This window comes from Micromonospora sp. C28SCA-DRY-2, assembly GCF_030519475.1.
In the GTDB taxonomy this organism is placed as follows: domain Bacteria; phylum Actinomycetota; class Actinomycetes; order Mycobacteriales; family Micromonosporaceae; genus Micromonospora.
The window spans coordinates 240087-253450 of sequence record NZ_JAUMKD010000010.1; the positions used below are offsets into that span (position 1 = coordinate 240087).

A 13364-nucleotide genomic window follows, 5' to 3' on the forward strand; every position below is an offset into this window, starting at 1 on the left:
ACGGGAGGCGGGTCCACCAGCGGGCACCGGCGGCGTGGTGTCGATCCGGCCGCCCGCCGTTCGTGTAGGGGTGGGAGGCCGGAACACGCCGGCCGACGCGACCTTGAGGAGCGTGTGATGCGCCAGTACCTGCTGAACGTGATCCAGCCCGACGGGGACGCCCCGCCGCCGCCGGAGTTCCTGGAACCGATCATGCGGGACGTCGAGGCCGTCAACCGGGAGATGCGCGAGGCCGGTGTCTGGGTCTTCGGCGCCGGGCTGGAGCTGGCGCCCGCGGCGCGGGTGGTCCGGGTGCGCGACGACGAGACGCTGCTGACCGACGGCCCGTTCGCCGAGGGCAAGGAGCACATCGGCGGGTTCACCGTGATCGCCGCACCGGATCTGGACGCGGCGCTGGGCTGGGCGGCGAAGCTGGCCCGGGCCACCACGCTGCCGATCGAGGTCCGCCCGGTCGCGGCCGCCGCCTGAGCCGGGCACCACCGGCCCTGGTCCGCCGGCGGGGCACCGCGGCGCCCCGCCGGCACCGGGTCAGGCGGGGACCAGCACCGCCTCGCGCAGCAGCCGGCGGGCCAGCACCAGCCGGTCGGCGTCGTCGTCGAGGCCGGGCAGGTCACCGACCCGGCTGACCGCGCCGGTGAGCAGGGCGCGTACCGCCGGGGCGCACTGCCCGGGCAGGGTGATGGTCCGGTCGAACAGCCGCAGCGCGACCGTGTCGCCCTGCGGGGCGAGTTGCCAGCGCAGCCCGGCGCGCGGGGCGAGCCGGCTGTCGGCGTCCAGCCCGGCGAGCGCCGCGGCCTGCGCGAGCGGGCGGATCGGCGCCGGCCGGGCGGCCGGCCAGGCCCGCTGCCGCAGCCGGGCGGCCACCGCGGCCGGGTCGGCGCGCAGCAGCCAGTCGCGCAGCGCCTCCACGGTCTCGGTGAGCTCCGGCTCGATGGCGTCCGGGTCGGCCACGTCGACGCCGAACGGCAGCGTGGCGCGCAGCCGCTGGTCCTCGGCGGCGAGCGCGAGCAGCTCCTCGACCAGCGCGTAGCGGGTCAGCGCCCGGACCCCGACGGTCAGGTGCAGGGAGCTGGACTCCTGCGCTTGGGCGCTGTGCAGCCAGCCACGCGGCAGGTAGAGCGCGTCGCCGGGGGCGAGCACCACGTCCAGCGCGGCCGGCCCCTGGGCGGTGGCGGAGACCTCGTCGGCCCGGCCGCCCCAGGGCTGCTTCTCCAGCGGGTCGGGCAGCACCGGCGGGTGGATCCGCCAGTGCTTGCGGCCGTCGACCTGGAGCACGAAGACGTCGTGGGTGTCGTAGTGGGTGGCGAAGCCCTGGCTGCCGGCGGGCGTCAGGTAGGCGTTGACCTGCAACGGCTGCCCGACGGCGGCGCCCAGCTCGCGGGTGAAGTCGATCAGGGCCGGCCAGGTGCGGTGCAAGCCCTGCAGCACCAGCGTCGCCCCGCCGGCGTACAGCTCGAGCACCCGCTCGTCGAGGACCTGGTCGGTGATCTCGGCGCCGGCCCCGCCGCCGCCGGTGAACCGGGCCGCCGGCACCAGCTGGCCGTCCTTGGCGACCCGCAGGAACGGCGTACGCAGGCCGCGCCGGCTGAGCAGCTCGTCGGCGTCGGCGGGGCTGAGCAGGTCGGTGAAACCGGCCGGGTTGGGCAGCTCGTCGGCGCGGGAGAGCAGCGGGGTGTGTCCCCAGTGGGCGGCGGCGAACTTGGCCGGCTCGACCGAGACGCAGCGGGCCAGCGCGGCGGCGGCGGTCGCGGACGGAACCGCCGGGCGGCCCTGGCCGCCCGGCGGGTCGATGTGCGTCATGGCGTACCGCTCAGGCGCTGCCGTCGGCGCCGCCGTCGTGCTGACCGGGGGTGGCCCCGCCGTCGGCCGGACCCTCGGCGCTGCCGTCGGCGCCGCCGTCGTGCTGACCCGGCGTCGCACCACCGTCGGCCGGGCCCTCGGCGCCCTGGTCGGCACCCTGGTCGGCGCCCCGCTCGGCGCCGCGGTCGGCACCACCGTCGGCGCCGCCGTCCTGCTGGCCGGGGGTCGCGCCGCCGTCAGCCGGGCCTTCCAGGCCGCCGCCGGAGGTGGTCTGCATGTCGTCGTCGTTGAGTGCCATGGGTGCTCCTCGGGTGTGCCGCCCCGCCGTGCGCCGGGGTCCGTCGTGCAGCGGGTGGTACCCCACGCTGGATCTTCTCTAACCCACGGTAGACGCCCGGCGGGGCCGGCACGGGCGGTTCGGCCTCAGCCCGTACGGCAGGCCGAACCGTTGAGGGTGAAGCCGGTCGGCGCCGGGTTGCTGCCGCCGTGGGTGCCCTGGAAGCCGAAGCTGAGCGTGCCGCCGGCCGGCACACTGCCGTTCCAGCTGGCATTGCGCGCGCTCACCTGGGTGCCGGACTGGGTGACGGTGGCGTTCCAGGCGTTGGTGATCCGCTGCCCGGCGCCGAAGGTGAAGCCGACGGTCCAGCCGTTGATCGCGCTGGCCCCGTCGTTGCGCACCCGCACCTCGGCGGTGAAACCGGTGTTCCAGCTGTTCGGCACGTAGGTCACCGTGCAGCCGTCGCCCGGCGGCGGGGTGGTCGGGGTGGGCGTGGTGGGGGTCGGGGTGACGGTGCCGCCGAGCGCCTCGACCACCGCCTGGTACGCCGGCTTCGGCGCGTAGTTCTCGTCCCAGATCAGTGCGGCGCCCTGGCCGGGGAAGACGTCCGGGATCCAGGAGTAGCGGTCGGTGATGCCCCAGGTGGTGACGCCCGCGCACCGGGTCACCGCGAGGCAGGCGCTGACCACCTTGCGGTAGTCGGCGGCCTGGGTGGCCAGGTTGGCCGCGCTCGGCGGGGTGGGCATCCGGATGTCCAGCTCGGTGATCCGGACGTCCACGCCCAGGTCGGCGAAGCGCTGCAGGTTGCTCTGCAGGTCACCGGGGACCTGGCCGACGATCAGGTGCGCCTGGAAGCCGACGCAGTCGATCGGCACGCCGCGGGCCTTGAAGTCGCGGACCAGGTTGTAGATCGCGGTGCTCTTCGCGTTCACGCCGTCGGTGCTGTAGTCGTTGATGCAGAGCTTGGCGGCCGGGTCGGCGGCGCGGGCCGCGCGGAACGCCTCCTCGATCCAGCCGTCGCCGAGGCGCTGCTGGAAGATGCTGTCCCGGCGCCCGCCCGAACCGCCGTCGGCGAACGCCTCGTTGACCACGTCCCAGGCGGCCACCTTGCCCCGGTAGTGGCCGGCCACGCCGGCGATGTGGTCGAGCATGGCCTGGCGCAGCTCGGTGGCGGACAGGCCGCTGACCCAACCGGGCAGCTGGGAGTGCCAGACCAGGGTGTGGCCGTAGAGCCGCTTGCCGCCGGCGGCGGCGTAGCTGGCCACCGCGTCACCCTGGGTGAAGGTGAACTGCCCCCGGTTGGGCTCGGTGGCGTCCCACTTCATCGCGTTCTCGGCGACCACCAGGTTGAACTCGGCGTCGGCGATCTGCCGGTAGGCGGACTCGTTGAGCCGGTTCGGGTCGATGGCGACGCCGATGTCCCGGCCCTTGGCGTCGGCCAGGGCCTTCAGGGTGGTGGCCGCGTCGGCGGGGCCGGGCCGGGCGAAGCCCAGGCCGACGGCGGCCACCGTGGCCAGAGCGAGCGCCCCGGCCAGCAGGGCTGGCCGGGTGCGTGAACGGTGCGGGTGCATGCGGTCCCTGTCCTTCGTCGGGCCGCCCGGAGGCGGCGGTGTGGCGACGTCGGTCGATGGGAGCGCTTCCACATGCTGGCATCCCGGGCGCGCTCCGTCAACCGGGCACCGGTCGCGCCGGACGGCGCGGCGCGGGCCGCGGTGGCAGGATGGGGCGGGCCGGGTCCGTTCACGGCCGCCGACGCGGTGCGGTGGCACGGCGAACCGGAGGAGCAGGAGGTGTCGATGACCGAGCCGACCGCGCTGGCCCCGCTGGAGCCGGTGACCGAGGACTGGCAGCGCGCGCTGGCGGTGGTGGCCCACCCCGACGACCTGGAGTTCGGTGGGGCGGCGGCGATCGCCCGCTGGACCGCACAGGGCAAGCACGTCGTCTACTGCCTGGTCACCAGCGGCGAGGCGGGGATCGACGGGATGCCGCCGGAACGCGCGCGGCAGGTGCGCGAGGAGGAGCAGCGGGCCTCGGCGGCACTGGTCGGAGTGGACACGGTCGAGTTCCTCGGGCTGCCCGACGGCGTCCTGGAGTACGGCGTGCCGCTGCGCCGCGCCATCGCCGAGGTGGTCCGCCGGCACCGGCCCGAGATCGTCCTCACCAACAACTTCCGGGACACCTGGGACGGCTCGTACGCGCTCAACCAGGCCGACCACATCGCCACCGGACGGGCGGTGCTGGACGCGGTCCGCGACGCCGGCAACCGGTGGATCTTCCCGGAGCAGCTCACCGACGGGGTCGAGCCGTGGAACGGGGTGCGCCAGGTCTGGGCCGCCGCCTCGCCCCGCTCGGCGCACGGGGTGGACGTCACCGACACCTTCGCGCAGGGGGTGGCCTCGCTGCGGGCGCACCACGCGTACCTGACCGGGCTTGGCGACGGCAGCTTCGACGCCGAGGAGTTCCTGGAGGGGCTGGCCCGGCCGACCGGCACCCGACTCGGCGTCCGGTACGGCGTCGCGTTCGAGGTGTTCCGCTTCGACCTCTGGTAGCCGCCGGATGATCCTGCTCGGCACCTCCGGGTGGCAGTACCGTGACTGGCGGGGCCGGTTCTACCCCACCGGGCTGCCGCAACGGCTCTGGCTGGAGCACTTCGCCGCGCGGTTCGCCACCGTGGAGGTCAACAACGCCTTCTACCGGCTGCCCGAACGGGACACCTTCGCCGCCTGGCGGGACCGCACCCCGGACGACTTCTGCGTCGCGGTGAAGATGAGCCGCTACCTGACCCACATCAAGCGGCTCCGCGAGCCGGCCGAACCGGTGGCCCGGTTCCTCGGCCGGGCCACCGCGCTCGGCGACCGCCTCGGCCCGGTGCTGCTGCAACTGCCGCCGAACCTGCCGGCCGACCCGGCCGCCCTCGACGCCACGCTGGCGCTCTTCCCCGCCGACGTACGGGTGGCGGTCGAGCCGCGCCACGGGTCGTGGTGGACCGACGCCACCCGGGCGGTGCTGGAACGGCGGCGGGCGGCACTGGTCTGGGCCGACCGGGGCGGCCGGCCGGTGACCCCGCTGTGGCGCACCACCGACTTCGGCTACCTGCGGCTGCACGAGGGGCGGGCCCGCCCCTGGCCCCACTACGGCCGGGCCGCGCTGGCCTCCTGGGTGCGCCGGCTGACCGCCGCGTTCGACGACGGGGAGCCGGCGTACGTCTACTTCAACAACGACCCCGGCGGCGCGGCGGTGCTCGACGCGGTCGCCTTCGCCGGCCTGGCCCAGCGGGCCGGCCGGCGGGTCAGCCGGGTACCGACCCGGGCGGAGGCGGCCGGGCGGGCCGAGCCGCCGGCCGGGGCCTGAGACCACGAGCGGCCCGCCCCACCCGGGTGGAGCGAGCCGTCGTCGAGGCGCCGGTCAGGGAATCATCCGGGCCATGTCCTTGGGCATGGTGTCCTTCACGTCCTGCCACTCGCCCTGGGTCACGTGCCGGCGCAGGGTGTCCAGCACCACCTGCACCACCCGCTCCGGGCCGCCCTCGACGTCGTACGGGAACCGCTGCCGGACCTCCAGCAGGAAGTCGTCCCGGTTCAGCTTGACCGGCACGTCCATCGGCTTCCAGCCGTCGAAGTAGACGCCGCGCACCACCACCGGCAACTGCGCGGCGAACTCCACGCTCTCCTGCACCGGCATCCGGTCGCGCAACAGGTGCAGCACCGTCCGCAGCGCACAGTAGGACTGGTTGCGTTGCTCCTTCGGCCAGCCGTAGGCCTGCTCGATGTCCCGCAGTATCTCGTTGGTCTTCTGCATCGAGGACTCGATTGCCGACTGGAACTGCTCAGCCATCTCTCCACCCCCGTACGTCGGTCTCCCACCGTCGGTCGTCGTCGCGGCGCGGCGGCCCGACCGGGCCGCGCGGCTGCCGGGTCGGGCTGACCCGGCCGGCCCGCGGCACGGGCCGGGAGTCGCCGGACGACCCGACGACGTGCAGCACGGCGCCGCGTCGTCGATCCGGTACCACCCGAACCGTCATCTCCAGCACCTCCGTGGTGTCGGTTCCGCGGCCGGCTCCGCGAGTCGACCGCACGCACCCCCGATGCTGCTCGCCGACCGGGTGAGCCCGCGTCACCCGACCGGGGTGAGCCGGGGCGCTCAGTCGTCGGCGTCGAGGAACCGGGCCAGGGTGGCCGCGTTGGTCTGGGCGTAGTCGCGGTAGCAGTTGTTCATCAGCACGTGGGTCTGCTCGGTGGAGTCGGCCAGCTCGCGCAGTTTCGGCGCCCAGTCCTTCAGCTCCCGGTCGGAGTAGCGGTAGCCGAACTTCTCGTGGATGTCCTTGCTGGTCCACTTGTCGCTGTGCCCGTGGAAGCGCACCACCGCCAGGTCCGCGGTGGCGGCCAGCACCGGGGGCACCGACGAGCGGTGCCCCTGCGGCATGTCCACGCAGACGTACGCCAGCCGGTGCTGGCGCAGGAAGGCGAGCGTCTCGTCGGCGTTGGCCCCGTCGAACCAGGACGCGTGCCGGAACTCGAAGACCGGCCGCAGCGGGGCGCAGCGGCGCTGGACTTCGAGCAGGTACTGCTTGTTGTCCCGCTTGATGGTGAACCAGGGCGGGAACTGGAACAGCAGCGCGCCGAGCCGGCCCGCCTCGACCAGCGGGTCCAACGCGCTGAGGAACCGCGTCCACACCTCCTCGTACGCCTGCGGCGGCAGGTCGTCCGGGTAGAGGTTGCGCTTGTCGGTGTCCGGGCGCAGGTCCTTGTAGAGCGCGGACACCTTCGTCGGGTGCCCGGTGAGCAGGCTGAACGCCTTGACGTTGAAGGTGAAGCCGGCCGGGGTGCGCTCGGCCCACAGCCGCGCCGTCCGCTCGGCGGGCGGCGAGTAGTAGGTGGCGTCCACTTCGACCAGCGGGAACTGCCGGGCGTAGTAGGCCAGTCGCTTCTCCGGTGTGTCGGCGGTCTGCGGATACCAACCGGAGTCCAACAGGGTCCGGTCGGTCCAGGACGCGGTGCCCACCTTGATCTCACCCATGGGTGGAGTCCACCGCGCTCCGGACCGACCGGCAACCGCAGGACGGGATCAGGCCGCCCGCCGCTCCCGGTTCTGCTTGCACGTCACGCAGGTGGTGGCGGACGGGAAGATCTCCAGCCGCTCGACCGGGATCGGCGCGGAACAGCCCTCGCAGAAGCCGTAGGTGCCCTCCGCCAGCCGGGTCAGCGCGTGCTCGTACTGGGCCCGGCGGTCGAGGATGGTCCGCAGCAGGGACTGCGCGGTGTCCCGCTCGGCCGTCTTGGTGCCGCTGTCGGCCTGGTCGTCGCCGGCGGTGTCGCCGACCTCCACCAGCCGCAACACCTGGCTCTGCAGCACCGCCTGCTCGTACTCCGCGGACAGCTCGTCGTAGCGGGCCTGCAGGGAGCGCCGGATCTGGTCGATCTCCGCCTGGGATCGGCCCGTGTCGACCGTGTCGTGGACGAGCATCGCTGCCTGCCTTTCTGGGCCTCGTGGTTCCGCCGGGACGCCGGTGCGGTCTGCCCCGGCAACGGTCCGTTTCGCGCGGGCGATCACCCGTGCTCTGTGAGCCGGGCGATTACCCACCCGCCGAAAGGATCAAACCGCCGATTTTCGCTGTGGTTGATCATGAAGTTGTTGGCGCCCGCCACGGCGTGTCGGGACAACAACTTCATGATCACCGGGCGGAGGCGGGGGGTGGTTCCACCAGGGCGGGGTGGCGGGGGTCGTCGAATCGGATCACGATGTCGGCGAAGGTGGCCGGGGCGACCTCCTCGGCGTACCGGGCGAAGGCGGGCAGCGTCCAGCGGTGGTCCGGGTCGGTGCGCCGGGCCAGCGCCGCCGGGGAGAGCGCCAGGTGGACGGTGACGTCGAAGGGCAGCCCGCCGCCGAGCAGCAACGCGCCGCTGACCAGCACCACCCCGCCGGGCGGCAGCTCGACGTAGCCGGCCCGGCTGGCCCGGTCGGTACGGGCGTCCCAGAGCGAGGGCAGTACCCGGCCGGAGCCGTCCGGGCCGGCCGGGTCCAGCACCTCCCGGCGCAGCCCCGCCTCGTCGACCCAGCCCTCGTAGTAGGCGTCCGGGTTGGTGCGGCCGTGCTCCAGCCGGACCGAGGCGGGGCGGAGGAAGTCGGTGGCGCGTACGTGCAGCACCGGGCGGCCCAGCGCGCGCAGCGGGTCGACCAGCGCGGCGGCCAGGTCCTCCGGGCCGGCGGCCGGTGCGCCGTCGACGGCCACCCGGAGCCGGCCCGGGGCGGCGGCGAACCGGTCGGCCAGCTCGGTGACGAGTCGTTCGGGTGAGATGGGACGGACGCGCACCCGACCCATCTTGCCCCGGCCGGGTCAGCCGCTGCGGTCGATGGTGACCCGGGCGTCGTCGGCGAGCCGGTAGCCGACCCCGTAGACAGTGGTGACCAACGGGACGTCCACGCCGACCTTGCCGCGCAGCCGGCGTACGTGCACGTCGACGGTGCGCACGCCGGCGTGCTCGTAGCCCCAGACCGCGTTGAGCAGTTGCAGCCGGGTGAACACCCGCCGGGGGTGGGCCACCAGGTGCAGCAGCAGGTCGAACTCCAGTCGGGTCAGCGGCAGCGGCTCGCCGTCGCGCAGCACCGACCGGGACGAGGCGAGGATGTGCAGGGCCGGGATGGTGGGGGCCAGCGGGCGGCCGGGCGAACGGTTGGCCGGCACCGGGTCGGGGCGGCGCTCCACGGTGGTGGCGGTGGTGATCGTGCCCTCCCCGCGTTCGAGCATCTCCCGGGCCGCCTCGAGCAGCCGGCGGGCCGGCGGGGTCAGCGACTCCTCACAGGCCAGCGGGATGTTCAGGGTCACGGTGAGCATCGGCGCCGCGGTGTTGGCGGGACGGCGCTGGCCGCCGGGGGGCCGACCGGGAACAGCGGGTTGGGACGTATGCCATCCGGCGCGCGACGAAGCGGGGCTGACCGACATGGTCCTCCTTGGCTGGTCCGGGTATCTCCCCACGGCCCGGGACGCCGCTTCATCGATGCTTCCCGGCGTCCGTGCGAGGGTCAAGGGGCGGCTGCGTTGCATGAATGTGACAATTGACGAACACATCGGAGCCGGATGCTCGCTCTGCGTACGAAGCCAGATGATTACAGCAGAGCCGCCACCTTGACCCGATACGGGGGGTGCCCGCCCGGTTCACATTCACCGCGCGTCGCCATCGACCGTGGCAACCGAGGAGTCCTCACGTGGTCGGGGCACGCTCCCAGATGGACGGCCACCGTCCCGGGCGCGGGACATGCGCGTCGCGGCCCGTCCCGCGCCGCCCGGGCCAGCGGCCGACCCGGGCCGCCGGGTTCGGCGGGTCAGCGGGTCTGCGGGTCGGCCGGGTCGGCCGGGTCGGCGGGTCGGTCAGCAGCGTCGCCGGTCGGAACGGCGATCGGCAGCGGGACCCGCCGGGTGTGGCGGCGACGGCGGCCGGCCAGGCGGGAGCGGGACGGCGAGCGCGGCCGGGACGGCGAGCACGGCCGGGACGGCGAGCACGGCCGGGACGGCGAGCACGGCCGGGACGGCGAGCGCGGCCGGGACGGCGACCGGCGGCACCCGCCCCGCCGGGCGCCGCCGGAACGGCGACCGGCCAGCCCGCCGCCGGACGCGGCCGGGGTGCAGCCGGTCAGCGGGTGCGGTCGATCTCGATCCGGGCCTCGTCGGCGAGCCGGTAGCCGACGCCGTACACCGTGGTCACCACCGGCGTGCGGGCGCCCAGCTTGGCGCGGAGCCGACGCACGTGCACGTCCACCGTGCGGGCCACCGCGTGCTCGTAGCCCCAGACGCCGGCCAGCAGCTGGAGCCGGGTGAACACCCGGTGCGGCCGCTCGGCGAGGTACAGCAGCAGGTCGTACTCGATCCGGGTCAGCCGGACGATGCGGTCACCCTGCCGGACCACCCGCGAGCCGGCCAGGATGCGCACCGCGTCGGGATGCACCGGCTCCGGGTGCGCGCTCCTGACCTCGGCGACCGGCCCGCGGACCGGCGACGGGGCGTCGCCGGCGACCGGGACCAGCCGCCCCTCCCCCGACTCGGCCAGTTCGCCGAGCAGTTCCAGCAGCCGGGCGAGGCGCGGGCTGGGCGCGCCGGGGGTGAGGTCGACGGTGATGGTGAGGCTCGGCGTGGCGGCCGGGCGGTACGGCGCGGACCGGTCGAGCCGGCCGGGCGGGTAGGGGCGCGGGGAGATGGCGACGACGGACATGGGTGCCTCCTACGGCGGCTGGGGCCGGCACGCCCGGGTGGGACGCGGCGGTCAGGACGGCGCGGGCCCGGCGGTGACCGGGGGCGCGAGGTGCGACGGTCGGGGCGGCGGGGTCGGGCCGAGCACCGGCAGGCCGGCGATCTGCCAGGCGGCGAAGCCACCGACCACGTCGGTGGCCCGGTACAGCCCGAGGTCCCGCAGGGCGGCGGCGGCCAGCGAGGAGGTGTAGCCCTCCTGGCAGAGGACCAGCACCCGCAGGTGGTAGCCGACCGCCTCCGGCAGCCGGGCTGGGCAGCGCGGGTCGAACCGCCACTCCAGCACGTTCCGCTCGACGGCCAGCGAGCCCGGCACGGTGCCGTACGCGGCCCGCTGGGCGGCCGGGCGGATGTCGACCAGCAGCGCGCCCGCCCGGTGGGCCAGGTGGGCCTGTTCGGGGTCGAGCCGGTCCAGCCGGGACCGGGCGGCCGCCAGGATCTCGTCGATGCCCCGCGAGCCGGGCGGCGGGACCGGACAGCCGGTCGGGTCGGTCTGCGGCATGGTGTTCTCCTCCACTGGTCGTCGGTCGTCCGGGGCGGCCACCGGCCGGGGGCCGGTCACCACGCGACACCCGCCACGGCCACCTCGGCGACCCGGAGCCGGCCGTCGGCGAACCGGTAGCGGGTCATCCGGCGCAACGCGGGCCGGTAGACGTGGACGCTGACCGCCGGCTCGGCGCCCCGGTTGGTGACCACGTGCACGTGCCGGGGGCCGAAGCGGCGGCCGGCACCGGCGGCCAGGCGGTGCGCGCGCAGCCCGCCGCCGCTGACCGTCTCCTCGGTGAGGACTCCGGCGGCGACCAGGAACGCGCCGCTGGCGCCGCCGTGGTCGTGCAGGTCGGTGCCCTGCCCGGGCAGCCAGCTCAGCGCCCAGACCTCGTGCTCGTCGTCCTGGGCGAGCCGGGCGTACCACCGGCTGGCCGGGTCGAAGCGCAGCGGCTGCGGCCAGGCGGCCGGATCGGCGGCCCACCGGGCGGCGACGGCGAGCAGGTCGGGTGGGCGTCGAGTGGTCACGGCTGGTCCTCGCGGCTCGGCGGCAGGTCGCGTCCAGCTTAAGCGATAAACCCTATGGGTTTAGTAGGATATCCCATCTGACGGGACCACCGGCCGTGCCGGGCACCACGCCGCGCAGGACCATCACCAGGCCGCCGGGCGGCGACCGGCACCCGGCCGCCGCGGGCGTGGGCAGGTCAGGTCACTACCGGCCAAGCCGCGGCGGAAGGGTCAGCGGCGGACCGGGGGCGCCACCCGGTAGCCGGGCACCGAGGGCCAGCGGACGGTCAGCACGACCGACTCCCGCTCGGCGTACCAGGAGTGGTCCACCCCGCGGCCCCACACCACGTAGTCGCCCGGCTCGCCGAGCACCACCGTCCGATCCGGCAGCTCCACCCGGAACCGTCCACTCACCAGCACCAGCAGCGCCGTACGCCGCTCCCCGGTGGCCCACCGCGAGCGCGCCTCGCCGGCCGGGTGCACGCCCCACTTCACCTCGACGTCGGTGCTGTGCCGCACCTCGCCGGGGGGCATGAAGTGGCCGAGCAGCCAACCGGCGTTGGTCGCGCCGTCGACGCCCGCGTTGCCCACGTACACCTGATCGTCCATGCCCCTCCCCCGCCGCACCGGCCGAGGAACCTACCAGGCGCCGGTCCGACTAACCTGGACCGGTGACCGAGGAACTCGACGCCGAGACGCTGGCGTTCGCGCACCGGATGTTCGACCTGGCCCGCGACGGCGCCACCGAGGAGCTGGCCGACTACGTCGACGCCGGGCTGCCGGTCAACCTGACCAACGACAAGGGCGACACGCTGCTGATCCTGGCGGCCTACCACGCCCACCCGGACACCGTCGCCGCGCTGCTCGACCGGGGCGCCGACCACTCCCGGACCAACGACCGGGGGCAGACCGCGCTGGCCGCGGCGGTCTTCCGCAGCAGTACGGAGGCGGTGCGCGCGCTGCTCGCCGCCGGCGCCGATCCGGACCACGGCAGCCCGTCGGCGGTGGAGACCGCCACCTTCTTCGACCTGCCACCGATGCTCGCCCTGCTGCGCCCGGAGGGCGGCCCGGCCACCGGCTGAGCCTCCCGGCCACCCGACGGCGCCGGGTACGGCCGAGGTCCGGCGCGATCGGGCCGGGGCCGGTATACAAGGGCGGTGGAGGATCCCCTGCCCGAACAGATGCGCGCCGCCGGCACGGCGCTGCTCGCCGCGCTCGACGAGCCGTCCCGTGACCGCGTGACCCACCGGTTCGACGACGACGCCGCCCGGCGCTGGTTGGAGTACCGGCCGCGCCCCCGGCCCGGGGTCAGCCTCGCCGACCTCGACCCGGCCGGACGCAAGGCCGCGCACCGGCTGCTGGCCACGGCGTTGAGCCCGACCGCGTACGCGCAGGCCATGACGATCATCGCGCTGGAGGAGGTGCTGGACCGGGCCGAGGGCTGGCGCCGCGGCCGGCGCAGCGACGACTACTGGGTGGCCGTCTTCGGCGACCCGGCCCGCGACGACCGGTGGGCGTGGCGGGTCGAGGGGCACCACCTCTCGGTGAGCATGACGGTGGTGGACGACCAGGTCTCCCCCGCGCCGATCTTCTTCGGCGCCAACCCGGCGGCCGTCCGGTACGCGGGCCGCCCGGTGACCCGGCCGCTCGGCGTGGAGGAGGACCTCGCCCGGGCGCTGCTGGACGCGCTCGACCCGGCCGGGCGGGCCGCCGCGATCATCGCCGACGAGGCGCCCGCAGACATCGTCAGCGCCACCCGGCCCCGGGTGGACGCGCCGCTGGAGCCGCTCGGCGTACCGGCCGACCGGCTCGGGCCCACCTCCCGGGCCCTGCTGGACCACCTGGTCGCGCTCTACCTGGACCGGCTCCCGCCGGAGCTGGCCGTCCGGGAGGCGCGCCGGCTCGCCGGCGGGCAGCTGCACTTCGCCTGGGCCGGCCCCACCCGCCCGGGCCAGCGCCACTACTACCGGGTGCAGGGCGACGACCTGCTGATCGAGTACGACAACACCACCGACGACGGCAACCACGCGCACACCGTGCTCCGCCGCCCCACCA

General features: G+C 75.1%; 18 protein-coding genes. 5 read left to right on the forward strand and 13 right to left on the reverse strand.

The window, feature by feature from the left end:
- The first annotated feature begins 117 nt into the window (after window positions 1–117).
- Window positions 118–468, forward strand: a complete 351-nt coding sequence (locus tag Q3W71_RS29775; protein ID WP_302922782.1) for a YciI family protein — start codon at window positions 118–120, stop codon at window positions 466–468.
- Between the two features lie 60 nt (window positions 469–528).
- On the opposite strand, the gene Q3W71_RS29780 is transcribed toward Q3W71_RS29775, so the two are convergent.
- From Q3W71_RS29780 to Q3W71_RS29790, 3 genes are all read right to left on the reverse strand, one after another.
- Window positions 529–1800 (reverse strand): cupin domain-containing protein, encoded by a 1272-nt coding sequence (locus Q3W71_RS29780; RefSeq protein ID WP_302922783.1) that lies wholly within the window; start codon window positions 1798–1800, stop codon window positions 529–531.
- A gap of 10 nt (window positions 1801–1810) precedes the next feature.
- Complete coding sequence (locus Q3W71_RS29785) at window positions 1811–2098, reverse strand: hypothetical protein (protein ID WP_088993704.1); 288 nt, start codon at window positions 2096–2098, stop codon at window positions 1811–1813.
- Window positions 2099–2223: 125 nt separating this feature from the next.
- Window positions 2224–3648 (reverse strand): endo-1,4-beta-xylanase, encoded by a 1425-nt coding sequence (locus Q3W71_RS29790; RefSeq protein WP_302922784.1) that lies wholly within the window; start codon window positions 3646–3648, stop codon window positions 2224–2226.
- Between the two features lie 72 nt (window positions 3649–3720).
- Between Q3W71_RS29790 and Q3W71_RS29795 the strand changes: the two genes are divergently transcribed.
- Window positions 3721–4626, forward strand: a complete 906-nt coding sequence (locus Q3W71_RS29795; protein ID WP_302922785.1) for a PIG-L deacetylase family protein — start codon at window positions 3721–3723, stop codon at window positions 4624–4626.
- 7 nt (window positions 4627–4633) lie between these two features.
- The gene (locus Q3W71_RS29800; RefSeq protein WP_302922786.1) at window positions 4634–5428 is read left to right on the forward strand and encodes a DUF72 domain-containing protein; all 795 of its coding nucleotides are present in this window, start codon (window positions 4634–4636) and stop codon (window positions 5426–5428) included.
- Window positions 5429–5482: 54 nt separating this feature from the next.
- Here the strand turns inward: Q3W71_RS29800 and Q3W71_RS29805 are convergent, their stop codons facing one another.
- The 10 genes from Q3W71_RS29805 to Q3W71_RS29850 all read right to left on the reverse strand — a co-directional run bounded on the left by Q3W71_RS29805 (window position 5483) and on the right by Q3W71_RS29850 (window position 11918).
- Window positions 5483–5911, reverse strand: a complete 429-nt coding sequence (locus Q3W71_RS29805; RefSeq protein ID WP_302922787.1) for a DUF2267 domain-containing protein — start codon at window positions 5909–5911, stop codon at window positions 5483–5485.
- Window positions 5904–6098: a hypothetical protein gene (locus Q3W71_RS29810; RefSeq protein ID WP_302922788.1), complete on the reverse strand. Its 195-nt coding sequence runs from the start codon at window positions 6096–6098 to the stop codon at window positions 5904–5906. Before Q3W71_RS29810 ends, Q3W71_RS29805 begins: the two co-directional genes overlap by 8 nt.
- A gap of 119 nt (window positions 6099–6217) precedes the next feature.
- Window positions 6218–7093, reverse strand: coding sequence for a DUF72 domain-containing protein (locus Q3W71_RS29815; RefSeq protein WP_302922789.1), 876 nt, complete (start codon window positions 7091–7093; stop codon window positions 6218–6220).
- A 48-nt stretch (window positions 7094–7141) separates the two neighbouring features.
- Window positions 7142–7540 carry a TraR/DksA C4-type zinc finger protein gene (locus Q3W71_RS29820; protein ID WP_302922790.1) on the reverse strand — a complete coding sequence of 133 codons (399 nt, stop codon included), beginning with the start codon at window positions 7538–7540 and terminating at the stop codon, window positions 7142–7144.
- A 208-nt stretch (window positions 7541–7748) separates the two neighbouring features.
- Window positions 7749–8387, reverse strand: coding sequence for a uridine kinase (locus tag Q3W71_RS29825; RefSeq protein WP_302922791.1), 639 nt, complete (start codon window positions 8385–8387; stop codon window positions 7749–7751).
- Between the two features lie 24 nt (window positions 8388–8411).
- Window positions 8412–9017: a winged helix-turn-helix domain-containing protein gene (locus Q3W71_RS29830; protein WP_302922792.1), complete on the reverse strand. Its 606-nt coding sequence runs from the start codon at window positions 9015–9017 to the stop codon at window positions 8412–8414.
- Between the two features lie 688 nt (window positions 9018–9705).
- Window positions 9706–10281, reverse strand: coding sequence for a winged helix-turn-helix domain-containing protein (locus Q3W71_RS29835; RefSeq protein ID WP_302922793.1), 576 nt, complete (start codon window positions 10279–10281; stop codon window positions 9706–9708).
- A gap of 51 nt (window positions 10282–10332) precedes the next feature.
- Window positions 10333–10818, reverse strand: a complete 486-nt coding sequence (locus Q3W71_RS29840; RefSeq protein ID WP_302922794.1) for a rhodanese-like domain-containing protein — start codon at window positions 10816–10818, stop codon at window positions 10333–10335.
- Between the two features lie 56 nt (window positions 10819–10874).
- Window positions 10875–11330 (reverse strand): cysteine dioxygenase family protein, encoded by a 456-nt coding sequence (locus tag Q3W71_RS29845; protein WP_302922795.1) that lies wholly within the window; start codon window positions 11328–11330, stop codon window positions 10875–10877.
- A gap of 210 nt (window positions 11331–11540) precedes the next feature.
- Window positions 11541–11918 (reverse strand): signal peptidase I, encoded by a 378-nt coding sequence (locus Q3W71_RS29850; RefSeq protein WP_302922796.1) that lies wholly within the window; start codon window positions 11916–11918, stop codon window positions 11541–11543.
- A 62-nt stretch (window positions 11919–11980) separates the two neighbouring features.
- Here Q3W71_RS29850 and Q3W71_RS29855 point away from each other — a divergent pair, with 62 nt between their 5' ends.
- Both Q3W71_RS29855 and Q3W71_RS29860 read left to right on the forward strand, forming a co-directional pair.
- Window positions 11981–12391 carry an ankyrin repeat domain-containing protein gene (locus Q3W71_RS29855; RefSeq protein WP_302922797.1) on the forward strand — a complete coding sequence of 137 codons (411 nt, stop codon included), beginning with the start codon at window positions 11981–11983 and terminating at the stop codon, window positions 12389–12391.
- Between the two features lie 75 nt (window positions 12392–12466).
- The coding region (locus tag Q3W71_RS29860; RefSeq protein ID WP_302922798.1) for a DUF3500 domain-containing protein at window positions 12467–13364 on the forward strand (898 nt) is incomplete at its 3' end.

Excerpts from the sequence above, each read along its gene's own strand:
- Q3W71_RS29850 (WP_302922796.1), bottom strand. The coding sequence starts at position 11,918 with ATGGACGATCAGGTGTACGTGGGCAACGCGGGCGTCGACGGCGCGACC.
- Q3W71_RS29775 (WP_302922782.1), top strand. The coding sequence starts at position 118 with ATGCGCCAGTACCTGCTGAACGTGATCCAGCCCGACGGGGACGCCCCG.
- Q3W71_RS29780 (WP_302922783.1), bottom strand. The coding sequence starts at position 1,800 with ATGACGCACATCGACCCGCCGGGCGGCCAGGGCCGCCCGGCGGTTCCG.
- Q3W71_RS29830 (WP_302922792.1), bottom strand. The coding sequence starts at position 9,017 with ATGTCGGTCAGCCCCGCTTCGTCGCGCGCCGGATGGCATACGTCCCAA.
- Q3W71_RS29815 (WP_302922789.1), bottom strand. The coding sequence starts at position 7,093 with ATGGGTGAGATCAAGGTGGGCACCGCGTCCTGGACCGACCGGACCCTG.
- Q3W71_RS29800 (WP_302922786.1), top strand. The coding sequence starts at position 4,634 with ATGATCCTGCTCGGCACCTCCGGGTGGCAGTACCGTGACTGGCGGGGC.
- Q3W71_RS29820 (WP_302922790.1), bottom strand. The coding sequence starts at position 7,540 with ATGCTCGTCCACGACACGGTCGACACGGGCCGATCCCAGGCGGAGATC.
- Q3W71_RS29790 (WP_302922784.1), bottom strand. The coding sequence starts at position 3,648 with ATGCACCCGCACCGTTCACGCACCCGGCCAGCCCTGCTGGCCGGGGCG.
- Q3W71_RS29785 (WP_088993704.1), bottom strand. The coding sequence starts at position 2,098 with ATGGCACTCAACGACGACGACATGCAGACCACCTCCGGCGGCGGCCTG.
- Q3W71_RS29835 (WP_302922793.1), bottom strand. The coding sequence starts at position 10,281 with ATGTCCGTCGTCGCCATCTCCCCGCGCCCCTACCCGCCCGGCCGGCTC.
- Q3W71_RS29805 (WP_302922787.1), bottom strand. The coding sequence starts at position 5,911 with ATGGCTGAGCAGTTCCAGTCGGCAATCGAGTCCTCGATGCAGAAGACC.
- Q3W71_RS29810 (WP_302922788.1), bottom strand. The coding sequence starts at position 6,098 with ATGACGGTTCGGGTGGTACCGGATCGACGACGCGGCGCCGTGCTGCAC.
- Q3W71_RS29795 (WP_302922785.1), top strand. The coding sequence starts at position 3,721 with ATGCTGGCATCCCGGGCGCGCTCCGTCAACCGGGCACCGGTCGCGCCG.
- Q3W71_RS29840 (WP_302922794.1), bottom strand. The coding sequence starts at position 10,818 with ATGCCGCAGACCGACCCGACCGGCTGTCCGGTCCCGCCGCCCGGCTCG.